Below are 23,540 nucleotides of genomic sequence, written 5' to 3' on the forward strand. Positions count from 1 at the left end.
CCATCCGGCGTTACCCCGCAACAGACGGGTCATCCAGCCAGGAGAATCGCGATGTCGAGCCCCATTCCCAGCCGCCTATCCGCGATCGCCGCCGCGCTGCTGTCGACCGTTTACGCCTTCGTACCCGCACCCGCCCTGGCCGTGACCTATTCCGTCGGCTCCGGCGCCGGTTGCACGCATGCCACGATCCAGGCTGCCATTGACACTGCCGCGAGCAGCGCCGGCACCGACACGATCCACCTGACCAACGGCAGCTTCGCGCAGCAGGCACTGGGCATCAGTTCGCAAGGCGTTTCGATCGTCGGAGGGTTCGACACCTGCACGACGCCGGTTGCAACCGGCGTGACCGAAATCAATGGCGCCGGCGGCGCCGCCAACAGCGTCATCACGATCACCGGCAATTCCAGCCCGGTCACCCTGGCACGCCTGAAGATCACCGGCGGCGACGAAACCACGGATGGTGACGGCGGCGGCATCGACGTGTCGGGGCCGAGTGTCGTGACCCTGACCGACGTCGAGATCAGCGGCAACACGGCCCAGGACGGCGGCGGCATCGCGATCCGCAACGCGGCCTCGGTCACGCTGGGGCCGAACGTCACCATCGTCAACAACACCGCGACCGGTTCCGGCGGTGGCATCAGCGTCGACTTTGCGACCCTGAAGGCCGAGGCCGACGGCATCCTGATCGCCTTCAACCATGCACCGAACGGCTACGGCGGTGGCCTCTACGTTTCCTATTCGCGCAATGTCGACATCGGCTCACCGGGCGGACTCGGGCTACCGGTGATCTATTTCAACGATGCCGAATACGGTGGCGGGATCGCCGTCCGCGCGGGTACGCTTTCGGCGCTTCCCGCACTCGTGCGGCTGTATTCGACCGATCCGACCCGTCCGGTCAGGATCAGTGCCAACAGTGCGAGCAAGACCGGCGGTGGCGTCTACCTGCGGCCGTACTTCAATGTCGACCTGAACAACGCGACATCAACCTTGTGCGCGTCCGATTTCCGCATCGACGACAACGACGCCGTGCAGGGTTCGGCAATCTATGCCGACAGCGATTACAGCCTCGCCAACGACCTGCGATCGACCGAGGTCTTCCTGAACGCACCGACGAGCTGCGCCGGCATCGCCGCGCGGCCGCCATCGGCCCGCAGCTGCGTCGGCCAACCCGACTGCAACCTGATCGACAACAACTATGCGAGCGGCGATGCGACGCCGGCCAATGGCGCCACGATCCTGCTGCAGAACGCCGGCTACCTCGACGCCCGCAACCTGACCCTGCGCGACAACGTCGGCGGCCACGCCTTTCGCGCCTTCGGCGATGCCGATGACGGCACCGGGCGGCGCGCCGCCGTCCTGCTGCGCGGATGCGCGATCTTCGACAATATGTATTCGCTCGAAGCCCTGCGTTTCGAAGGTGATCGGGTCAGCAGCCTGCTCGAGCAGTGCACGGTGGCCGGCAATACGGTTGGAGGCGCCGCACTGATCCGCTTCGGCGGCGCGTCGGAAACGGCGCTGACGCTGTCGCGCTCGATCCTCTGGCAGCCGGGCACGCCCTTGCGCGGCGGTACGATGCCAGGAGCGCTCTCGGTCAACGGCATCGTCGCCTCCGCCCTCACGACCCTTCCGGGCGCGACCGATGCGATCGTCGCCGACCCGCGTTTCGTCGGCAATGGCGACTATCGCCTGCGCGCGGCCTCGCCCGCGGTCGACTTCGCGACCGGGCCAGCAGGTACCGACCTGGACGGCCGCCCCCGCAACCGCGACCTCGATCCGAAACCGAATTTCCTCGGCACCACCGATCTCGGTGCCTGGGAGCGACAGACGCTGCTGCCCCTGCTCTTCAATACCGAATTCGACTCGAATGCCGACGCATGGACGGCGATCACGCCCGGCGTCGCCAGCTGGGATCCGACCCAGAATGTCGTCGGCGCGACCAGTTCGGGCGCGGCCAAGGTCACGCAAGCCGGAACACCAAACCTGCAACGGGTCTACGGCTACTCGCAGTGCATTCACGTGCCCGGTCCAGGACTCTACGCCCTGAACGGCTGGGGCCGGGCCGGCGCCGGCGGTATCGGCAATCGCGACTACGTGTACCTGAACTGGGAATTCCGCAGCAACGGCGGGGAGTCGTGCACGTCGGGCATCGTCGATGCCGGTGGCGATCATTTCCTGTCCAATTCGTCGAACTGGACCCGTCCCGCGAATCCGGGGCTGATCGACGTGCCGCAATCGACCTGGACCGTCGACAGCTCGATCACGGTGACCATGGTCGTCGTCGAATTCGGCGTGACATCGCCGCCGACCACGATCGGCTGGGTCGATGGCGTGACCCTGGAGCCTGTCGTCGACGATACGATCTTCCGAAACGGCTTCGATCCCGCCTTGTGACGCGTCACGCCGTCCACAGGGAAGTGGGCGGCACCCCATCGGTCAGGCGGCGGATCTTTCGGGCGAAGTCTGGCACCCTGCATCGGCTTTCAGCGGCCGGACGACGGGCCATCCCGGCCCTCAATTACCGGATGGCCGGTCACCTCCAGTCTCGGCGTTCGAATCCCGAATCCCGATTCCCGGTCTCAAAGCCACTTGGCCCGGCGCAGCAGCCAGAACAGGCCGCCGCAGATGGCGAGCGTGAAGGCGATCATGGCCGCGTAGCCCCAGGGCTTGTCGAGCTCGGGCATGTGATGGAAGTTCATGCCATACCAGCTCGTCAGCAGGGTCGGCGCGGCCAGCAGCGCGGCCCAGCCGGCGAGGCGCTTGACCACTTCGCCCTGGGCCACGGTCACCAGCGAAAGATTGACGCTGAGCGCGGCGGTCAGCATCTCGCGCATCGTGTCGGTCGACTCGTTGATGCGCGCGGCGTGGTCGTAGACGTCGCGGAAATACGGTCGCACCGCGTCGCGCAGCAGGCCCGGGTACATGCGCGTGAGCTGGTTGAGGATGTCCTGCAGCGGGCCGATCGCCAGGCGCAGGGTGACCAGTTCCTTCTTCAAGGTGTACAGGCGGCGGATCGTCTCGCGCTTGAAGGTGTCCTCGAAGATGTCCTCCTCGAGCTCCTGCAGGTCCTCCCGGAAGCTGCGCACGATCGGCATGAAGTTGTCGACGATGAAATCGAGCACCGAATACAGCGCATAGCTCGGCCCATAGGTGAGCATGTCCGGCGATTGCTCGCAGCTGCGCCGGGCCGGTGCGTACGACAGCGAGGCGCCGTGGCGGACGGTGACCAGGTAACGCTTGCCGACGAAAATGTGCGTTTCGCCGAACTGGATGCTGCCGCCGACGACCTGGGCGGTCTGCGCGACGATGAACAGCGAATCGCCATAGGCCTCGATCTTGGGTCGCTGGTGGGCGTTGTGGGCATCCTCGATGGCGAGGTCGTGCAGGCCGAACTCTTCCTGCAGCTTTTCGAGCAGGGCCTCGTCAGGCTCGATCAGACCGACCCAGACGAAGGTATCCGGCCGCTCGAGCACGTCGCTGATTTCATCCAGCGTGATGTCGCCGATGCGTTTGCCGTCAGCGTGATAGGCCACGCAGTTGGCGACCATGGCCGCGGCGTCGACGGGCGACGTGCAAGCCGGGGCAAGTATGGCGCTGGCGGATTTGTCCATGCCGTGCATGATGCTCGCCACCCGCCATGGCGGCAATACACCGCCTCGATCCGGGCCTCAGCGCACGCCGTGCATCCAGCGCCTGATCAGCGGTGTCATGAGCAGCACGAAAACGCCGCTGCCGATGCCGATCCAGGCCGAGAACACGAACAGGTCGTCGTATTTCGAAAGCGCCTCGGCGACGTCCAGCACCGCGCCTTCGGGGATCTCGATCGAGGACAGCTTGCCGAGTTCGGCGGCGAGGATTTCCGAGTACGAAGTACCGAGGAACCAGCCGCCCATCATCAGCCCGACCACGCGCGGCACCGACAACTGGGTCACCGCCGAAAGACCGATCGGCGACAGCAGCATCTCGCCGATCTCGAGCACGAAATAGGCCAGCACGAACCACCAGATGTTGGTCAGCCCATTGGCCTGCGGATTGCGCGCGCTCCAGACCAGGACCAGGAACGAAAGACCGGCGAAGATCAATCCATAGGCCGACTTGGCCGGCTTGCTCGGGTTCCAGCCGCGCTCCTCGAGGCGCGGCCACAGCCAGGCGAAGATCGGCGCGAGCACGAGGATGAAGAAGGCGCCGAGGAAGGTCAGCTGGCTGGCCGTCCATTCGAGGCCGAAGGCCTGATGGTTCATCGCGCGGTCCGAAAACAGCACCCAGGATCCGTAGGTCTGCTCGTACAGGGTGAAGAAGACCAGGCAGAACGCGATGAAGCAGAGCACGGCGAACATCTGGTCGCGCTCGACCTTGCTGCAGTGCTTGAACATGAACCAGAGGATGCCGCCGAACAGGCAGACCGAAACGAGGTGCATGGCCAGCACGACCGGGGTCGGTTCGAAAAAGCCCGGCACGACATGGAGGATCAGCGAATGCGCCTGGATCAGCAGCCAGACCACGAACAAGCCGGCCAGCGCGCCAAGGTAGATCAGGTGCTCGCGCGAGAGCGGGCCGAACAGGCGCTGGCGCAACTTTTCCGGATCGCGCGGCTCGGCATGTCCCATCAGATGCTTCTGGCCGTACAGGAAGTTGGCCAGGCCGGCGATCATGCCGATGCCGGCGGCACCGAAGCCCCAACCCCAGCCGTAGGTCTCGCCGAGCCAGCCGCAGAACAGCGAGGAGACGGTCGCGCCGATGTTGATGCCGGCATAGAAGATGCTGAAACCCGAGTCGCGGCGCGGGTCGTTCTCGGGATAGAGCTTGCCGACGATGGTCGAGATGTTCGGCTTGAGGAAGCCGACGCCCATGATGATCAGCGACAGCGAGAAATAGAACACCTGCAGCGCCGCGGTATCGCGCACGACGACGCCGTCGACGAGCGTCGCCTGGTTGCCCTCGATGGCCATGCCGAGATGGCCGAGCACGAGCAGGATGCCGCCGAACACGACCGCCTTGCGCATGCCGAGCCAACGGTCGGCGATCAGGCCTCCGATCACCGGCATCGCATAGACGAGGCCGCCGTAGGCGCCGATCAGGTTGTAGCCGTAGTCGTCGCTGAACAGGTGGTACTTGACCAGGTACAGCAGCAGCAACGCCTTCATGCCGTAGAACGAGAAGCGCTCCCACATCTCGGTGAAGAAGCAGATGTAGAGACCCTTGGGGTGGCCAAGGAACTGTTCGGGCCGCAGCGCGGCGGGGTCGGCAGGCATTTCAGGCGACATGCGCTTTCCATCGGTGAGGATTCACCGAGTATAGCGAGGGCGCCGCCGCGGGGCCGGACTTCAGCCGGCGCGCCGTTCCGGCAGGGCCGCGCCTTTCGCCGCGCGGTCGGCGCCCGGCGCGTCCGTGCCGAGGAACCTGCCGAGGTAACGCGCGCGCTTCTTTGCCTTGAGCATGGCCAGGTCGACCAGGATCAGGCCGTCGATCGAATTCGCGAAGGCCGGATCCACACCGAAGCTCAGGAAGTGTGTGCCGCCGGGCTCGCACAGGTCGGTGTACTGCTTGTACAGGGTCGGAATGCGCGCACCGAGGGCGTCGAGCCGGTTGCGCAGCAACGGCATGGCCGCGTCGGCATCGAGACTGCCGAAATCGGGTGCGGTGGCACCCGGATGGAACGGGTGCGGTGATCGGGCGAGCCGTTCGGCATGCCCGTAATAGCGGGTGTAGTAGGCGACCAGCCATTCGCGCGCTTCGAGTGGCAGGTTGGCACTGATCGAGACCGGGCCGAACAGGTAGCGGATCCCGGGGTATTGGCCGAGCCAGGCGCCGATGCCATACCAGAGATAGTCGAGGCTGCGCGAACCCCAGTACTTCGGCGGCACGAAGCTGCGGCCGAGTTCCATGCCGCGCTCGATCGTTGGCAGCAGGCGTCCGTCGAGTTCGAACAGGCTGGCCGTGTACAGGCCCTTCTGACCCATGCTGTCGAGGACGCGCGCGCAGGGCACCGCACGATAGGCACCGGCAATCTCGTTCTCGTCGGCATCCCAGAGCACGATATGGTCGTACCAGCTGTCATAGACGTCGGTATCCATGCGCTTTCCGGTCCCCTCGCCGACGCGACGGAAGCTCAGCTCGCGCAGGCGTGCGATCTCGCGCAGAAGCGGCGAATCGCTGGCCAGGCGGCCGCCGTGGATGCGCTTGCCGTCGGCGGTTTCGCCGAGCAGTTCGAGGCGATCGAGATCGGCGCGGATCGCGGCGATCGGCGGGCGATGGACGAGCGGCGCCATCGACGAGGTCCAGCGGTCGTTGCGCCGTCCGATCGCATAGACCGCGCTGCGCACGTCGCGACTGATCCGGCGCCGATCCGCCGTGCCTCCCATGACCTCGCCGACGTCGCGCGGGCTGCCGACGCGGATCACCAGGCGCTTCTCGCCAGAGAACATCTCGCGCGCCAGCAGGGTCGTGCCTAGCGGTCGGAACAGGGCCGAGACGCCGTAGAACAGCGCCGAGTTGCGGCCTTCGATGCGCACCGGCACGACCGGCGCCCCGGCCTGGTCGGCGAAGCGCAGGAAACCGTGCCGCCACGGTGCATCGCGGATGCCGAGCGGCGTCATGCGCGAAACCTCGCCGGCAGGAAATACGATGACCGCCTCTTCGCGCTCGAGCGCGGCGTCGATCTGGCGCAGGCTTTCGGCACCGGGCTTGGCGCCGAGCATGCGCAGCGGGATGAACAGGTCCGAGAGACCTTCGAAAGCGGACAGGAAATCGTTGGCGACGATGCGCACGTCGCGGCGCACGCTGCCGACCAGGGCAAGCAGGACCAGGGCATCGAGCCCGCCGAGCGGATGGTTGGCGACGATCACGACCCGTCCCGTTTCGGGAATTCGCTCGCGCTCGACCTGGTCGACCAGGAAGCGGCAGTTGAGCCATTCCAGTGCGGCCTCGACCAGGGCCAGTCCGCGCAGGTGGGCGTTGTCGCGCAGGAAACCTTCGATCGCATCGATGCGTGAGAGCCGGGCCAGCGAACGCACCAGCGGCCGCGCGATGTCGCCACGACGGCCGGCGAACCAGTGCGGAAAGCGCGCTTCGATTCTCGATTCGAGATTGAGCATGCTAGGTATTTCCCGTCGGTCGGTTCGGTGCGTGCCATGCTGTCGAGGCCAGGTTTCAGGGCGATGACGAGCGCCATCACATCGTTGTCACAGTGCCACCGCAGGATGACGTCCCGAACGAAGATTTCGGACACGACGCATGGCCGCACGCCTCTCCCCTGCTCCACCGATAGCGACCATCGAACCGCGGGCGACCCGCCACAGCCTTCGCGATCATCTCGATCGCCGCCTGTTCAATGCGATCTGGTCGCGCAACCTGGTCTACAACACCTGCTGGGAAGATCCGGCAGTCGATCGGCAGGCGCTTGAACTCGGCGCCGACGATGTCGTGCTGGTCATCACCAGCGCCGGCTGCAATGCCCTCGACTACGCGCTGCACGGACCGAAGCGGATTCACTGCGTCGATGCGAATCCCCGCCAGAATGCGTTGCTCGAGCTGAAACTCGCGGCGATCCGCACGCTCGCCTTCGATGACTTCTTCCGCATCTTCGGCGAGGGCTACCACGCGCGCTTCGAATGCCTGTACCTGCAGCACCTGCGCGCCGAGCTGTCCCCGTTCGCGCGTGACTGGTGGGACCGCCATCGGCACTGGTTCACGAGCCGGCGCGGCAGCTTCTACTTCCACGGCCTGTCCGGCGTCGTCGCGCGCTGCGTGCGCGGCTGGTTCCGTTCGCAGCCAAAGTTGCACGCCGCGACCATCGAGCTGCTCGATGCGCGCAGCGTCGAGGAACAGCGACGCATCTACGACGAGCGCGTCTCGCCGAGACTGTGGAACCGCGTGGTCAACTGGACCATCTCGCGCCAGTTCGTCATGACCCTGCTCGGCGTGCCGCATCCGCAGCGCCGCCTGGTCGAGGCCCAGCATGCCGGTGGCGTGGCCGGCTTCATCCGCGAGTCGGTCCAGTACGTGTTCCGCCAGTTGCCGCTCAGCGACAACTACTTCTGGCGGCTCTACCTGACCGGTCGCTATGACCGCGACTGCTGCCCCGAGTACCTGAAGGCGGAAAACTTCGAGCGTCTCAAGGGCGGCCTGGCCGATCGCATCCGCCTGCACACGACGACCGTAACCGGTTTCCTCAAGGACAGCGACGAAGGCATCAGCCGCTTCGTCCTGCTCGACCACATGGACTGGATGAGTTCGTATTACCCGGGCGCCCTGCGCGAGGAGTGGGAGGCCATCCTCGAGCGCGCGACCCCAGGCGCGCGCATCCTGCTGCGCAGCGCGCAGATGCGTCCGGGCTGGCTCGATGCCATCGAGGTCGGCTGCGACAACCGACCGCTGCGCGAAGTCCTGCGCTTCCACGACGCCATGGCCGATGCCCTGCAGAGCGGCGATCGCGTGCACACCTACGCCGGATTCGTGATCGCCGATGCGCCGGCTTGAGGCCATCCGGGCCGATTTCTCGGTGCTGCGCGCGATGGCCCGCGGCATGCCGAAGGCGAACAGCCATGCCGAGCGGCTGGCCGCCTTCTATGCACCGCAGATCGATCACTACGACCGCTTCCGCGAACGCCTGCTGCAGGGACGCGAGCAGCTGGTCGCGAAACTGGACCTGCCGCAGCGCGCGCATGTCGTCGACCTCGGCGGCGGCACCGGTCGCAACATCGAATTCTTCGGCGAACGCGTCGCGCGCATCGCCCGCTACGAGGTGGTCGACCTGTGCCTGCCAATGCTCGAGCGCGCGCGCGAACGCGGCCGTCGATTTCCGCAGCTGCACGCCGAACAGGGCGACGCGACAAACTGGCAGCCGGGCGAGAAAGTCGATGTGGTCATCCTCTCCTACGCCCTGACCATGATTCCGAACTGGCGCGCGGCGATCGTCAATGCGATCGCCATGCTCAAGCCCGGCGGCGTGCTCGGCGTGGTCGACTTCTATGTCGCCGCCGAACAGCCGCTGGCTGGCCTTGGACGACATTCCTGGCTGACCCGGCGGTTCTGGCCGGCCTGGTTCGGGCACGATGGCGTCCACCTCGACAGCGCGCAATTGCCGACCCTGTGCAGCGTGCTGCCGACCTGCGAGCTGACCGAGGCTCGCGCACCGGTCCCCTACCTGCCATTGTTGCGCGTGCCCTGGTACGCCTTCATCGGACGCAAGCCATGAGCCTGCCACGCGTCCGCTCGGTGTTCATCTCCGACGTGCACCTCGGCACCCGCGCCTGCCAGGCCGAGCGCCTGCTCGACTTCCTGCGCGCCTATCCGGCCGAGAATCTGCTGCTGGTCGGCGACATCGTCGATTTCTGGGCGATGAAGCGCGATGTGCGCTGGACCCCGGCGCAGAACACGGTGGTGCAGAAGATCCTGCGCCGCGCCCGGCATGGCGAAAACGTGCTGTTCATTCCCGGCAACCACGACGAGGCCCTGCGCGAGCATGTCGGCATCCGCCTCGGCGACATCGCCCTGGTCCGCGAGTACGTGCATACGATGGCCGACGGCAAGCGCTACCTGGTCATCCACGGCGACGAATTCGACCAGGTCACCCGCTACCACCGCTGGGTCGCCGTGCTCGGCGACGTCGCCTACGAATGGCTGGTGCGGATCAACGTCTGGCTGTCCTGGCTGCGGCGCCGGCTTGGCGTGTCGGGCTACTGGTCGCTGGCCGGCTACGCCAAGCGCAAGGTCAAGCTCGCGGTCAGCTTCGTCGGCGACTTCGAGAGCTCGGTCGCCCGCGCCGTGCGCGAGCGCGGCCTCGACGGGGTCATCTGCGGGCACATCCATGTCGCCGCGATGCGCGAGGTCGACGGCATCGACTACGTCAACTGTGGCGACTGGGTCGACAGCTGCACGGCCATCGTCGAACACCACGACGGACGACTCGAGCTGATCGAATGGCGCGAGGATACGGGCACGCCGATCGCCCTCGGCGAAGTCGCGGTGCTGGCCGGGCGCGCCGCGGCGGCGGTGCGCGAGGCCGAAGCGCTCGATGCCTGACGAATCCGCTCAGAACGCGGTGAGTACGCCGAGAAAGTCCTCGCCGTAGCGGGCCAGTTTCATTTCGCCGACGCCGCTGATCGTTGCCAGCTCGCCGAGCGACTGCGGCTGTTCGCGCAGCATCTGCAGCAGCGTGGCGTCGGCGAAGATGCGATAGGCCGGCACGCCCTGCTCCTTCGCCAGCCGCGCCCGTGTCTCGCGCAGGGAATCCCACAGCGCCGACTCGTGCGGCGCGATCTCGACGGCCTGGCGCGAACGTGCGCTGCGCGAGGACTTCTGCCGCGCCTTGCGTTCGACCCGGTCGGCGACATGGCGCATGCGCACCTCGACTTCGCCGCGCAGGACCGCCCGGCTGGCATCGGCCAGGCGCAGGGTGCCATAACCTTCATCATCGGGAACCAGGAAGCCCGCCGCGACCAGTTGCCTGAAGATCGCGCTCCACTGGCGATCGTCGAATTCGGCGCCGATGCCGAAGGTGCTGAGCCTGTCGTGGTCGAACTTGCCGACCTTCTCGCCGTCGACGCCGCGCAGCACGTCGATCAGGTGCTTGACGCCGAAGCGCTGGCCGGTGCGGTAGACGCAGGACAGGGCCTTCTGTGCCGCGACGGTGGCGTCCCAGGTCGATGGCGGATCGAGGCAGTTGTCGCAGTTGCCACAACGCTCGGGCGGCGTTTCGCCGAAGTAGCTGAGCAGCTGGCGGCGCCGGCAACCGGTGCTCTCGGCGTAGCCGATCAGGGCATTGAGCTTGCTGCGCTCGACCCGTTTGCGTTCTTCGCCGGCTTCGGATCTGGCGATGAACTGGGAAAGGGTGACGACATCGGCGAGGCCGTACGTCATCCAGGCCTCGGAGGGCAGGCCGTCGCGCCCGGCGCGGCCGGTCTCCTGGTAGTAGCCTTCGAGGCTCTTCGGCAGGTCGAGATGGGCGACGAAGCGCACGTCGGGCTTGTCGATGCCCATGCCGAAGGCGATCGTGGCGACCATGACGATGCCGTCCTCGCGCAGGAAGCGTTTCTGGTTGGCCGCGCGCTGCGCCGCGTCCATGCCGGCGTGGTATGGCAGGGCCTGGAAGCCGTCCTCGACCAGCGCCGTCGCGGTCGCCTCGACCTTGTTGCGCGAGAGGCAATAGACGATGCCCGATTCGCCATGCCGTCCGAGCAGGAAATCCTTGAGCTGGCGACGCGGATTGTCCTTCTCGACCACGCTGTAGCGGATGTTCGGGCGATCGAAGCTGGCGATGAACGATTCGGCCGACCCGAGACCGAGCCGTTCGATGATCTCGCGCCGGGTCGGTGCATCGGCGGTCGCGGTCAGGGCGATCCGCGGCACCTGCGGAAAGCGCTCGTGCAGGATCGTCAGCTGCCGGTATTCGGGACGGAAGTCGTGCCCCCATTGCGACACGCAATGCGCTTCGTCGATCGCGAACAGGCTGACCTCGGTCTGTTCGAGCAGGTCGAGGAAGCGCCCGGTCAGCAGGCGCTCGGGGGCGACGTAAAGCAGCTTGAGGTCGCCCGCGCGCAGGCGTTGTTCGACCTCGCGCTGGGCCATTGCGTCGAGGCTGGAATTGAGGAAGGCCGCCTCGATGCCGAGCTGGTGCAGGGCTTCGACCTGGTCCTGCATCAGCGCGATCAGCGGCGAAACAATGATCGCCGTGCCGGGACGCAACAGGGCCGGGATCTGGTAGCACAGCGACTTGCCGCCGCCGGTCGGCATCAGCACCAGGGCGTCACCGCCGCCGCTGACACGCTCGATGATGGCCTGCTGATTTCCCCGGAACGAGGCGTAGCCAAAGATGCTGTTGAGCAGCTGCAATGCGGAATCGGACATGCGGTCCATGCTATCAGTTGTCGGCAAGCGTCCTGGACCCGATATTCGGCTGTGAGGGTCGATTGCGCAAGCGGCCTGCGGGCGATCCTCATATCCCTCGCAACCGTTTGCCTGCCGATCAGGTCCGGGGCAGGCTCTGCGCTTACCGAGGGGCGCTTCGGTTTGCCGCTGAGCTATCGGCGCGCCAAACGACCTTTCTCCTGAATGTCCGCCCGTCCTTCGACGGGCCCCGGAGGAACGGACATGAGGTTGTCAGCTCCGGCTCGCGCAGACCGCAACTGCGGCGCATAATCGAAACAGACAACTCGTCCGCATCTGTCGACACAGAATCGGTCCAGAATCGAGCTTTGGACGACCGCGGGGCGCCCGCATGAACACAACACATCGACTCCTGCTGGCCGCCTGTTGCCTGGCTTGCCTTCCGGCCAGCGCCAATCCGCCGCCACGCTTCCCGGCCGGCTCGGTCTGGCACCAGAATATCGCCTCGGCTCCCCTGCACCCGAATTCGACCTCGATGATCAACACCCTGGTCGGCCTCGGCGGCTGGGGCAATGGCAACAAGTTCCAGATCGATTTTTCGCTGCAGACCTATCCGGAGGCGGCGCCCGGAACGCCGATGCGGACGATCGTTCCGCATCTCGGGTCCGGCGAATACTACTCGCCGGATTGCGAACCGCTGCCGGCTTCCATGCCGGTGCCTGCCGATGCCGCGTTCGAAGGCCAGGGCGGGCTCAGCTGCGACAACGACAACGAGGATTGCCACCTGCTGGTGAAACAGGGGAATCTGCTCTACGAGCTCTATTCGGGCAACTATTCGGGCGGCGTGCTCAATGCGCGCTGCCTGGCCATCTGGAAACTCAATGCGGTCTATCCACCCGAAGGACGAGGCGAGCACTGCACGAGCGCGGATGCGGCCGGCTTTCCGATTGCGCCGTTGCTGGTCAACGCCGATGAGATCGCCGCCAACGTCGGCGTTGCCAATTCCGATCTCGGTCACGCCATCCGCTTCGTCCTGCCCAACGCGAGGATGGCCAGGGACACTTCGCTCGGCGGTGTAGGCGGTCGTCTGTATGTGCGACCCGCCTCGCACGCCGGCAATCCCACCGGGCCAACCGGAACCGTCCCCTATGGCGTGCGCATGCGCCTGAAATCGAACTTCAACATGGCCGGCTACAGCGCCGCGGCCCAGGTCATCCTGCGCACCATGCAACGCTATGGCATCGTCCTCTCCGATGGCGGCAATATTGCGCTGACCTTCGAGACCGACCGCTACACGACGGCGAAGTGGAACACGCTCGGCATCACCGCACAGACCTTCTTCAACGGCGCCAATGGCTCGACGCCGGTCCTGGTCAGCCACTTCGAGGTCATCGACACCGGCGCGCGCATCGGCGAAACCTGGGACTGCGTGCCGAGCAACGTCACGGTCACGGACCTGATTTTCGCCCACGGCTTCGAGAACGCGCCGTAATCGAGATCCTTCGATCGCCGTGTCGCGGGATCTGTCCGCGCGGATCGAAATGCGCGTTTCGCCAGTCCCGGCGGCCGCCTATACTCGGGAATTCCTCCGGCTCGAAGGAAATCCCCTGATGCGCATCATGCCGTTCCTGCTCATGGCCCTCGCCTGCGCCAGCACTCCTGCATCGGCTTCGGACGACTACCGGCAATCGATCGAGGCGTGGCAGGCCAAGCGCGAGGCCTCTCTGCGAAAGCCGGACGGCTGGTTCAGCTATGCCGGATCCGGCATCGTCAATCTCGGCCGCAGCACGATTGGCTCGGCCAGTAACAACACGATCGTGCTGCCCAAGGGGCCGGCGCGACTCGGCACGCTGACCGTCAACAAGGCCGGCGTGGCGAAGTTCCGCGCCGAGCGCGGCAGCGGCGCAACCATCGACGGCAAGCCGGTCAAGGGCAAGGTCATCCTGAGGGACAATGTCGACGGCGCCATGCCGACCCGGGTCTACGCGGGCGATGCCTGGTTTTACCTCGTGCGCATGGGCGACGTGATCGGCTGGCGCTTCCGCGATCCTGATTCCCCGGCTCTGAAGGCATTCAACGGCATCGAGCGATTCCCGATCGATCCGTCATGGCGCATCGAGGCGGACTGGCAGCCCTACGATCCGCCGCATGAAATCGAACTGGTCACCATCATCAATACCCTCGAGAAGGCGCCAGTGCCGGGCAAGGCCGTGTTCGAGCGCGACGGCCGACGTTTCGAACTCGAGCCCGTGCTCGAGGACGATGGCACCCTGTTCTTCATCTTCGCCGACCAGACCAGCGGCAAGGAGACCTATGGCGCGGCGCGCTTCATCTATTCGCAACCGGCTGAGGACGGCAAGGTGGTGATCGATTTCAACAAGGCCTTCAACCCCCCCTGCGCGCTGTCGCCGCACGTGGTCTGCCCGACCGCTCCGCCGGGCAACCGCCTGGCGCTGCGCATCACCGCAGGCGAGAAGCGTTACCACAGCCCGGTCGACTGAGGCCTGAGACGCTCCCGCACCGAAAGCGCTTGAACATCGCCGCGGCCACCGCCATCGTATGAGCCGCGGCGCCCGCCGCTCGTGAGGGAGATCCAGGCATGGGAGTATTGATCGAAGTCGTTGGCGGCCTCGTCATCGTCGCCCTGATCGTGCGTGGCCTGATCGCGTTCTACCAGGACTTCACGCGCAAGTGAGCCGGGCGCGACCCGCCCGCCAGATACGTTACCGAGGGGAACCCGCATGAACCGTCCTGCCGCCTTCATGGGCAAGTCCAACCGCTTCCTTTCCGCCGGCATCGTCGGCGTCGTCATCGCCCTGCTCCTGCTGTCGATCGTGTTCGGCAGCTGGTACACGGTCGACCAGGGCGAGCGTGGCGTGAAACTGCGCTATGGCGCGATCGTCGGCATTGCCGAGCCCGGCCTCAACTTCAAGGTGCCCTTCGTCGATACGGTCGAACACGTTTCGGTGCAGAACCAGACCATCCTCTACGACCGGCTCGAGTCCTACAGCAAGGACCAGCAACCGGCGACCCTGCGCATTTCGGTCAGCTACCGGGTGCCGGAAGCCCGCGTCGAGGAGCTTTATTCGCAGTACGGGACGATCGAGAAGATGGTCGACCGCCTGATCAGCCGGAAGGTACCGGACGAAGTCAAGAACGTATTTGGCAGGTACACCGCGATTTCCGCGATCCAGGACCGCACCAAGCTCGGTATCGATGTCAACGAGGGCCTGAAGAAATCGGTGCTCGGCCCGGTTGCCATCGACAGCGTGCAGGTCGAGGACGTGACCTTCTCCGATGCCTACGAGCAATCGATCGAGAAGCGCATGATGGCCGAGGTCGAAATCCAGACCAAGCGCCAGAATCTCGAAACCGAGCGCATCAATGCCGAGATCACGGTGACCCAAGCCAAGGCCCAGGCCGACTCGGCCCTGGCCAAGGCGCAGGCCGAAGCCGAGGCGATCCGCGTTCGCGGCGTCGCCGAGGCCGATGCGATCAAGGCGCGTGGCGAGGCACTGAAGCAGAATGCCCAACTGATCGCCCTGACCCAGGCCGAGAAATGGAACGGCGTGCTGCCGGCAACGATGGTGCCCGGTGGCGCGGTGCCGTTCCTCAACCTCAAGGCCAATACCGGCAACGAGTAGGCCGACCCGTGCGCGTGCCTGACGACCTCGAAACGACGGGCCGTGCTGCGCTGGCGCGAGCGATGCTTCGTTGAACCGAAACCGCCACCGCGGCGCGCGCGGGCTGCGCATCCTGCTCGCCCTGACGCTGGCATTGGCCAGCGTCCAGGCCGGGGCGAGCGCGACCCTGGTGTTTGCGGCGGCCAGCCTGAAACCTGCGCTCGACACGATTCTTGCGTCGGCGCCGGCGCGCGCGATCGGCGAGTTCTCGGTCAGCTACGCCGCGTCCTCGCAACTGGCGCGGCAGATCGAGCATGACGCGCCGGCCGCGCTGTTCATTTCGGCCGACCAGGACTGGATGGACGCGGTCGAGAGCAGCGGCCGCCTGGTCGCCGGTTCGCGCAGCAACCTGCTCGGCAATGCCCTGGTCCTGATCGCGCCGGCGGATTCAGCGCAGCAGATCAGGATCGGACCGGGCTTCGACCTCGCCGGCGCCCTCGGCACGGACGGTCGGCTTGCGATCGCCGAACCTCTCAGCGTGCCGGCAGGAAAATACGCCAAGGCCGCGTTGGTCTCGCTTGGCGCCTGGTCCGGGGTCGAATCACGTCTGGTCCCGGCCGCGCATGTGCGCGCCGCGCTCAATTTCGTCGCCCGTCACGAGGCGCCGCTCGGCATCGTCTACCGCTCCGACGCCCGGTCCGAAGACTCGGTCCGCGTGGTCGACACGTTTCCAGCCTCGTCGCATCCACCGATCGTCTATCCGGTGGCCCTGCTGCGCGCCGGCGACAATGAGGCCGCACGGCGCCTTCTGGCCTTGCTGCGGGACGACGATGCGGCTCGCATCTTCGCCCGCTTCGGATTCGATCCGCTCGGACCATGAGCCCGATCAGTCCGGACGAGTGGCAGGCCCTGGCCCTGAGCCTGCGCATCGGCCTGCTCAGCGTCCTTGTTTCGCTGCCGTTCGCGCTCGGCCTGGCCTGGCTGCTGTCGCGGTCACGCTTTCCGGGCCGGCTGCTGGTCGAGGCCCTGTTGTTCCTGCCGCTGACCTTGCCGCCGGTGGTAACCGGCTACGCCCTCCTCGTCCTGTTCGGCCGGCACGGCTGGATCGGCGAATGGCTGGCCGAGATCGGCGTCGTTTTCGCCTTTCGCTGGACCGGTGCCGTGCTGGCCGCCTGCGTGATGGGCTTTCCGCTGCTCGTGCTGTCGATCCGGGTCGCCTTCGACGGCGTCGACCGGCGCCTCGAACAGGCCGCGCAGACGCTCGGCGCTTCGGCGTGGCGACGCTTCGTCACGATCGTCGTGCCGCTCTCCGTACGCGGCATCGTGGCCGGCAGCGTACTCGCGTTTGCCCGCGCCTTCGGCGAATTCGGCGCCACGATCACGTTCGTTTCGAGTATCCCGGGCGAGACGCGCACGCTGCCGATCGCCATCTACGAACTGATGAGCCTGCCCGGCGGCGAAGGTGGCGTGCAGCGCCTGACCCTGGTCGCGCTGGCGGTGGCGTTTGCCGCGACGCTCGTCGCCGCCCTCCTCGGCGGGGCCATGTGGGGACGGGGCCGCCATGATTGAGGTCGCCGTCAGGCACGCCTTCGATGATCTGGCCATCGACGTCGAATTCGTCGCCGATTCACGCTGCGTCGCCCTGTTCGGCGATTCGGGCGCCGGCAAGACCACCTTGCTCAACGCGATCGCAGGCCTGCTCTCGCCGCAGCAGGGCCGTATCGTGCTCGATGGCCAGGTCCTGTTCGATCGCGCCGGCCAGATCGACACGCCGGTGGCCATTCGCGAAGTCGGTTACGTGTTCCAGGAGGCCCGTCTGTTCCCGCACCTCAACGTACGCGCCAACCTGCTCTATGGCGCGCGCGCACGCGGTCGTCCGGTCGACCGCTTCGAGGCCGTGGTCGAGCTGCTCGAACTCGGCGCCCTGCTCGGCCGGCGCACGCCGAGCCTGTCCGGCGGCGAGCGCCAGCGGGTGGCGATCGGCCGCGCGCTGCTGTCCTCGCCGCGCATCCTGCTGCTCGACGAACCGCTGACCGGCCTGCACCGCGAAGCGCGCGTGCAGGTGCTCGAGCATCTGCGCCGGCTCAAGCAGGCGCTGCAGATCGCCACCCTGATCGTTTCACACCAGCCCGATGAAGTGGTCGCCCTGGCCGACGAGGTGATCCTGCTCAAGGCCGGCCAGATGGCCGGAAGGCTCGATGTCGCGGCGTTTGGACGCAGCCAGGGGCTCTGATTTGCCAGGGAGGGTATGAACAAGTGGCACAACCGTCACGACGCCTGCCTGCGTGCAGATCGCGGCGCGCCGGCGCAGACAGACTGGCCGTCTTTCAAGGCGGCGCAACAAGGAGCTGCGCGCAGGCAGGTGTCGCCCAAGCGATTGATTCAATGCCACAAGGGTGACGATTGCGCCACTTGTTCAGACCCTCCCCAGCGTCCGGCTTTTCTGCCCGGCTGCGACACGCTACGCTAGGCCTGTTGAAACGATCGTTTGAGGATGCCCATGTCATTGCGCAATCTCGTTTTCGGCTCGCTGGCCGCCCTCCTGCTGGTCGCCTGCGGCGGCGGCCCGGTCAAGCGCATCAGCCCGCCCACCGCCAGCATCCAGGAACTTAAAGTCGGCAGTGATGGCCGCTGGCATCTGCTGGTCCGCGTGCAGAACTTCAGTAACGTCGAGATGACCTTCAGCGCGATCGATGCCGGATTGGAAATCGCCGGCAGCGAGGCCGGACGCATCGCTGTACCGATCAAGCTCGACATACCGGGCGCCAGCGCCGACATCTTCGAGACGAGCCTGGCGCCGGCGCCGGGCATGCGACCCGGCACGACCGATTTCGCCTATCGCCTGCATGGCAGCATCGAAAGTAGCGAGCCGAGCGGCAAATTCGATTTCGAACGCAAGAGCCGGCTCTCACCGGTCCCGGGTTTGCCCGACACCTGGCGCTGAGCGCCCACTGCGCGCCCGATCGCGCGCTTCCCACTTCCGAGGAAACTCCATGACCCAGTACAACGCCCCGCTCAAGGACATCCGCTTCGCGCTGCAGGACGTGCTTGGCGCCAGTGCCCTGTTCGAGCGCCTGCCGGGCTTCGAATCGGCGACGCCGGACCTCCTCGACGCCGTCCTCGAAGAAGCAGCCAGGTTCGCCGAACAGGTGCTCGCCCCGATCAATTTCAGCGGCGACCAGGAGGGCTGTGAACTCGACAAGGCCAGCGCCAGCGTGCGCACCCCGAGCGGATTCAAGGAGGCCTATGCGCAATATGTCGAGGGCGGCTGGCCGACCCTGACGACGCCGGAATCGTTCGGCGGCCAGGGCCTGCCCGAAACGGTTGGCGCGATCGTCAAGGAGATGATCGACTCGGCCAATGTCTCCTGGGGCAACTTCCCGATGCTCTCGCACGGCTCGGTCGAGGCGCTCAAGGCGCACGGCGAAGCCTGGCAGCAGGAAGCCTTCCTCAAACCGATCACCGAAGGCCGCTGGACCGGCACCATGTGCCTGACCGAACCGCATTGCGGCACCGATCTCGGCCTGCTCAAGACCCGCGCAGAACCGGCGGCCGACGGCAGCTACCGGCTCAGCGGCACCAAGATCTTCATCACCGCCGGCGAGCACGACCTGACCGAGAACATCGTCCACCTCGTCCTCGCCCGGCTGCCCGATGCGCCGCCGGGGGTCAAGGGCATCTCGCTGTTCATCGTGCCGAAGTTCAAGGTCGGCAAGGACGGCCAGCTCGGCGAGCGCAATTCGCTTGCGGTCGGCTCGATCGAGCACAAGATGGGCATCAAGGCCTCGGTCACCTGCGTCATGAACTTCGACCAGGCCGAAGCCTGGCTGATCGGCGCACCGAACAAGGGCCTGATGGCCATGTTCACGATGATGAACACGGCCCGCCTGGCGGTTGGCGTACAGGGCCTCGGCCTGATCGAGCGCGGCTACCAGAATTCGCGCAACTACGCGCTGGACCGCCTGCAGATGCGCTCGTTGAGCGGGCCCAAGTATCCCGACAAGCCGGCCGATCCGTTGATCGTGCATCCCGACGTGCGGCGCATGCTGCTGACCCAGAAGGCATTTGCCGAGGGCTGCCGCGTGCTCGCCCTGTACGCCTACATGCAGCACGACATCTCGACCCATTCGCCGGACGAGGGCGAACGCAAGCGCGGCGAGGAACTGGTCTCGTTCCTGACCCCGATCGTCAAGGGCCTGCTCACCGAGCTGGCCCAGGAAGCGACCTACGACGCGGTGCAGATCTTCGGCGGCCACGGTTACATCGCCGAGACCGGGATCGAGCAGTTCGCCCGCGATGCCCGCATCACTACCCTCTACGAAGGCACCACCCAGATCCAGGCCAACGACCTGCTCGGGCGCAAGATCCTGCAGCTTAATGGCGCTGGCCTCAAGCACTTCCTCGGCGAGATCTCGACCTTCTGCCAGGAAGGTGCGAGCAATACCGCGCTCGGCGAGTTCATCGCGCCGCTGGCCATCGTGACCAAGGAATGGAGCGAACTGACCCAGGAAATCGCCAAGCGTGCCCAGGCCAATCCGGAGGAAATCGGCGCGGCCGCGGTCGACTACCTGTTCTATTCGGGCTATGTCGCGCTGGCCTACTGCTGGGCGCGCAGCGTGGCGGCGCTGGCCGATTCCTCGGCCACCGAGGACTTCAAGGACGCCAAGCGGCATACGGCACGCTTCTATTTCACGCGGATTCTGCCGAGAATCCATGCCCACGGCGCCGCGATTCGCGCCGGTGCGGATACACTGATGGCCATGCCGGAATCGCAGTTCGCTTGAAACCCAGGTAGACACCATGGATTCGGAAGCCAATATCCACATCCGCCTCGCCGATGCCGACGATGACGACTTCATCCTCGGCCTGGTCAACCGCTTCGTCGAAGGTTTCGAACTGCCGGCCTGGCGACGGCGGGGCGAATGCGCCGACAACATCCGGCTCGACCTGGCCAGGAACCTGTCGGTGCAGCCACCCGGATCGCATGTCTTCGTCGCCGAGAATGATGATGGCGAGCGGGTCGGCTTCATCCATCTGCAGACGGTCAAGGATTTCTTCAGCGGCGCGCAGAACTGCCACATCTCGGACCTCGCCGTGGACAAGGAGCACGATGGCGAAGGCGTCGGCCGGGCCCTGCTCGCCTACGCCGAACGCTGGGCCCGCGAGCACCGTCTGCGCCATCTGCAACTCACGGTCTTCCCGGGCAATCAACGGGCCATCGACATGTATGAAGGCCATGGCTTCGGCGTCGAGACACTGCGCATGGTCAAGCCGCTGCCTTGAGGCTTTGCCGTACGGTGCTGGAGAGCATCGCGCGTGAACGCGCTCCTACGGGAGCCCGAATGAGTGGCGCGGGGTTCGACGGCGGGCGGCGCGTCACCGGTTCGTTGTAGGAGCGGCTTCAGCCGCGATGCCCTTTTCGACAAGGCCGGAAAGCATCGCGCGTGAACGCGCTCCTACAGTGGCGGCGAGCGGGTGGGCCGGCTTCGATGGCGAGCGGCGCGTCACCGGTTCGTTGTAGGAGCGGCTTCAGCCGCGATGCCCTTTTCGACAAGGCCGGAAAGCATCGCGCGTGAACGCGCTCCTACAGTGGCGGCGAGCGGGTGGGCCGGCTTCGATGGCGGGCGGCGCGTCACCGCTTCGTTGTAGGAGCGGCTTCAGCCGCGATGCCCTTTTCGACAAGGCCGGAAGGCATCGCGCGTGAACGCGCTCCTACAGTGGTGGCGAGCGGGTCGGCGGGCTTCGATGGCGGACGGCGCATGAAACCGCCTCGGGAAATCGCCGCTGTTGCACAAATGCCATGCACATGGACTATGCTGCGGCTCGCGCAATGCATGACGGCGGCCCGATCGGCCGCTGGCCGTTCTCCCTGATAAGGAGCCATGAATGCTGGCGGAAGTTCGTACGATTGGATCGATCCATGGCACGCGCGTGCTTTCCCTCGACGCGAGCGGTCGCATCATGGACTGGATTTCCTGGCAGGACGCGACCTGCCTGTATGTCCGCGGCGCGGTCTCCTGGACGCTTGGCGACCCCTGCCTGACCATCCATGGCGGCACCAGCCGGCATACCGGCGAACAGAGCATCCTGCTCCTGCATCCGATCGTGGCCACGACCGGACACGCACGAGGCGGCGCCATCGATCCGGCTCCGGCCCTGACCAATGCCGCCCTGTTCGCCCGCGATCGTTCCCTGTGCATGTACTGCGGCAACCACTACTCGCGCGGCGAACTGACCCGCGACCACGTCGTGCCGATCTCCAAGGGCGGTCGCGACATCTGGCAGAACGTGGTCACGGCCTGCCTGCACTGCAATGTCAGGAAGGGTTCGCGCACACCGCAGCAGGCGCACATGCCGCTGCTCGCCGTGCCCTACCGCCCGAGCTGGGTCGAGCACCTGATCCTCTCCAACCGCAATATCCTCGCCGACCAGATGGAATTCCTCGTCAACCATCTGCCGAAGAAACGGCGGCCGAACGCCTGAATCGCTGCAGCGGCGAACGACTCGCGTCATCGACGCCCCCTGGGCGCACCATTCAATCGCGCTTGGTCCAGCGCTGCAGGTAAAGGTCGTGGCGGCGGTCCTTGAGGTTCTGCACGGTGCCATTGTTGCGCGCGCGGGCGAGGTCCTGCAGACGCAGGTCGGCCCATAGCACCATCTCGGTATTCGGGGTGGAGTCGGCGGCAATGCCATCGCGGGCGAACGGGAAGTCGCATGGGGTCAGGATGCAGCTTTGCGCATACTGGATGTCGAAATTGTTGACGCCGGGCAAGTTGCCGACATTGCCGGACATGACCACGAAGCACTGGTTCTCGACCGCCCTGGCCTGCGAGCAATAGCGCACGCGCAGGTAGCTCTGGCGCTCATCGGTGCAGAACGGCACGAACAGGATCAGGGCGCCCTGGTCGACCAGGTGCCGGGCCAGTTCCGGGAATTCGGAGTCGTAGCAGATCATCACGCCGATCGGCCCGCAGTCGGTCTGGATCGCGGCCGCGCGATGGCCGCCCTTGATCCCCCACCAGGTGCGCTCGTTCGGCGTCGGGTGGATCTTCTCCTGCTCGTGGATCGAGCCGTCGCGCAGGCAGACATGGCAGATGTTGCGCATCGCGCCGCTCTCGGTCAGGGTCGGGTGCGAGCCGCCGATGATGTTGATGTTGTAGCGGACGGCGAGTCTGCTGAACAGGTCCTTGACCTTGGCCGTGTAGTCGGTGAGGCGACGGATCACTTCCACCGAGGGTAGCGGCGAATTCTCGATCGAGAGCAGCTGCAGGGTCATCAACTCAGGAAAGACGGCGAAATCGGATTCGTAGCTGGCCGCGACGTCGACGAAGTACTCGACCTGGCCGGCGAACTCCTCGAAGCTGTGGATGCGGCGCTGCTGATACTGGATGGTGGCGACGCGGACACGTTCCGGCAGCCCGCTCGAGCCGTGTGGCGTCGGCGTGCGTGGCTGGTCATGGCGGTCCGGATTGCGCCAGACCAGATGGGCGGCATAACCCATCGACTCGGTGTCGCTCGGCACGTAGCGCGGCAGCAGGCCGATGAACTCGAAGCCGTTGCGCAGTTGGAAGCTCATGGTCGGATCGCGGTAGCGCCCTTCCTGGACGGCCTCGACATAGGCGTCGACCGAACCCATCGCCTTGATCCGTTTCTCGAGGCCGGGCAGGCGGCCACCGAACACGATGCCGTACAGGCCGAGCTTGCGACACAGCTTCTTGCGCGCCGCGTACAGGCGTCGGCCGATGCGCAGGCCGCGGAACTCCGGGTCGACGCAGGATTCCATGCCGTACAGCCAGTCGCCTTCGGGATCGTGCCGGGACGCGTAGCCGCCTCCGGTGATCTCGGCCCAGCTATGCGGGCCCATCGCGGTCGCCTCGTCGATGCGGAAGGTGGCGCAGAAACCGACGATGCGCCCGCCGTATTCGGCCACGAACTGCCCCTCAGGAAACTGCGCCTGCTGACCACGCAGCATGTCTGCCGAATGGCCGAGATCGACACCATAGACCTTCCCGGTCAGTGCCACGAGACTGTCGATATCGGCGGGATTCGCGTTGCGGACGCTCAATACGGCCTTCTTTTCGGATGCCATGGCGG

Annotated in this window: 19 protein-coding genes; 14 read left to right on the forward strand and 5 right to left on the reverse strand. The window is 66.1% G+C overall.

Annotation, left to right across the window (positions count from 1 at the left end; all coding sequences use genetic code 11):
• Positions 1-51: 51 nt before the first annotated feature.
• The gene (locus tag BM125_RS13825; RefSeq protein WP_092408977.1) at positions 52-2,391 is read left to right on the forward strand and encodes a right-handed parallel beta-helix repeat-containing protein; all 2,340 of its coding nucleotides are present in this window, start codon (positions 52-54) and stop codon (positions 2,389-2,391) included.
• Positions 2,392-2,576: 185 nt separating this feature from the next.
• On the opposite strand, the gene BM125_RS13830 is transcribed toward BM125_RS13825, so the two are convergent.
• The 3 genes from BM125_RS13830 to olsF form a co-directional block, all read right to left on the reverse strand.
• Positions 2,577-3,617 (reverse strand): magnesium and cobalt transport protein CorA, encoded by a 1,041-nt coding sequence (locus BM125_RS13830; RefSeq protein WP_092409063.1) that lies wholly within the window; start codon positions 3,615-3,617, stop codon positions 2,577-2,579.
• Between the two features lie 48 nt (positions 3,618-3,665).
• Positions 3,666-5,249, reverse strand: coding sequence for a peptide MFS transporter (locus BM125_RS13835; protein ID WP_092408979.1), 1,584 nt, complete (start codon positions 5,247-5,249; stop codon positions 3,666-3,668).
• Between the two features lie 72 nt (positions 5,250-5,321).
• Positions 5,322-7,091 (reverse strand): bifunctional ornithine lipid synthase OlsF, encoded by a 1,770-nt coding sequence (olsF, locus tag BM125_RS13840; RefSeq protein ID WP_092408981.1) that lies wholly within the window; start codon positions 7,089-7,091, stop codon positions 5,322-5,324.
• Positions 7,092-7,230: 139 nt separating this feature from the next.
• On the opposite strand from olsF, the gene BM125_RS13845 reads away from it, so the two are divergent.
• Genes BM125_RS13845 through BM125_RS13855 form a run of 3 tightly spaced genes read left to right on the forward strand, consistent with a single transcriptional unit; the run spans position 7,231 to position 10,020 of the window.
• The gene (locus BM125_RS13845) at positions 7,231-8,475 is read left to right on the forward strand and encodes a BtaA family protein (RefSeq protein WP_092408983.1); all 1,245 of its coding nucleotides are present in this window, start codon (positions 7,231-7,233) and stop codon (positions 8,473-8,475) included.
• The gene (locus tag BM125_RS13850) at positions 8,462-9,193 is read left to right on the forward strand and encodes a class I SAM-dependent methyltransferase (RefSeq protein WP_092408985.1); all 732 of its coding nucleotides are present in this window, start codon (positions 8,462-8,464) and stop codon (positions 9,191-9,193) included. The genes BM125_RS13845 and BM125_RS13850 overlap by 14 nt, the downstream gene beginning before the upstream one ends.
• On the forward strand, positions 9,190-10,020 hold the full coding sequence (locus tag BM125_RS13855; protein ID WP_217647877.1) for a UDP-2,3-diacylglucosamine diphosphatase: 831 nt from the start codon (positions 9,190-9,192) through the stop codon (positions 10,018-10,020). The genes BM125_RS13850 and BM125_RS13855 overlap by 4 nt, the downstream gene beginning before the upstream one ends.
• Before the next feature lie 9 nt (positions 10,021-10,029).
• Here BM125_RS13855 and recQ read toward each other — a convergent pair whose 3' ends face one another.
• A complete protein-coding gene (gene recQ / locus BM125_RS13860) occupies positions 10,030-11,844 on the reverse strand; it encodes a DNA helicase RecQ (RefSeq protein ID WP_092409067.1) in 1,815 nt (604 codons plus the stop codon).
• 370 nt (positions 11,845-12,214) lie between these two features.
• On the opposite strand from recQ, the gene BM125_RS13865 reads away from it, so the two are divergent.
• The 10 genes from BM125_RS13865 to BM125_RS13910 all read left to right on the forward strand — a co-directional run bounded on the left by BM125_RS13865 (position 12,215) and on the right by BM125_RS13910 (position 21,929).
• Positions 12,215-13,315, forward strand: a complete 1,101-nt coding sequence (locus tag BM125_RS13865; RefSeq protein WP_092408994.1) for a hypothetical protein — start codon at positions 12,215-12,217, stop codon at positions 13,313-13,315.
• Positions 13,316-13,433: 118 nt separating this feature from the next.
• Entirely contained in the window at positions 13,434-14,324 is an 891-nt protein-coding gene (locus BM125_RS13870; protein ID WP_092409069.1) for a DUF1684 domain-containing protein, read from the forward strand.
• A gap of 240 nt (positions 14,325-14,564) precedes the next feature.
• Positions 14,565-15,467 (forward strand): prohibitin family protein, encoded by a 903-nt coding sequence (locus tag BM125_RS13875; protein ID WP_217647878.1) that lies wholly within the window; start codon positions 14,565-14,567, stop codon positions 15,465-15,467.
• A gap of 70 nt (positions 15,468-15,537) precedes the next feature.
• The gene (modA, locus tag BM125_RS13880) at positions 15,538-16,326 is read left to right on the forward strand and encodes a molybdate ABC transporter substrate-binding protein (RefSeq protein ID WP_092408995.1); all 789 of its coding nucleotides are present in this window, start codon (positions 15,538-15,540) and stop codon (positions 16,324-16,326) included.
• On the forward strand, positions 16,323-17,015 hold the full coding sequence (gene modB, locus BM125_RS13885; RefSeq protein ID WP_092408997.1) for a molybdate ABC transporter permease subunit: 693 nt from the start codon (positions 16,323-16,325) through the stop codon (positions 17,013-17,015). Before modA ends, modB begins: the two co-directional genes overlap by 4 nt.
• Positions 17,008-17,679 (forward strand): ATP-binding cassette domain-containing protein, encoded by a 672-nt coding sequence (locus tag BM125_RS13890; protein WP_092408999.1) that lies wholly within the window; start codon positions 17,008-17,010, stop codon positions 17,677-17,679. The genes modB and BM125_RS13890 overlap by 8 nt, the downstream gene beginning before the upstream one ends.
• Positions 17,680-17,946: 267 nt before the next feature.
• On the forward strand, positions 17,947-18,390 hold the full coding sequence (locus BM125_RS13895) for a hypothetical protein (protein WP_092409001.1): 444 nt from the start codon (positions 17,947-17,949) through the stop codon (positions 18,388-18,390).
• Between the two features lie 49 nt (positions 18,391-18,439).
• The gene (locus BM125_RS13900; RefSeq protein ID WP_092409003.1) at positions 18,440-20,230 is read left to right on the forward strand and encodes an acyl-CoA dehydrogenase C-terminal domain-containing protein; all 1,791 of its coding nucleotides are present in this window, start codon (positions 18,440-18,442) and stop codon (positions 20,228-20,230) included.
• A 16-nt stretch (positions 20,231-20,246) separates the two neighbouring features.
• Positions 20,247-20,729 (forward strand): GNAT family N-acetyltransferase, encoded by a 483-nt coding sequence (locus BM125_RS13905; protein WP_092409005.1) that lies wholly within the window; start codon positions 20,247-20,249, stop codon positions 20,727-20,729.
• A gap of 603 nt (positions 20,730-21,332) precedes the next feature.
• On the forward strand, positions 21,333-21,929 hold the full coding sequence (locus BM125_RS13910) for an HNH endonuclease (protein WP_092409007.1): 597 nt from the start codon (positions 21,333-21,335) through the stop codon (positions 21,927-21,929).
• A 52-nt stretch (positions 21,930-21,981) separates the two neighbouring features.
• Here the strand turns inward: BM125_RS13910 and BM125_RS13915 are convergent, their stop codons facing one another.
• Positions 21,982-23,535: a bifunctional GNAT family N-acetyltransferase/carbon-nitrogen hydrolase family protein gene (locus BM125_RS13915; protein ID WP_092409009.1), complete on the reverse strand. Its 1,554-nt coding sequence runs from the start codon at positions 23,533-23,535 to the stop codon at positions 21,982-21,984.
• Between the last annotated feature and the right edge of the window lie 5 nt (positions 23,536-23,540).

Source organism: Dokdonella immobilis, from assembly GCF_900115085.1.
Classification (GTDB): Bacteria; Pseudomonadota; Gammaproteobacteria; order Xanthomonadales; family Rhodanobacteraceae; genus Dokdonella; species Dokdonella immobilis.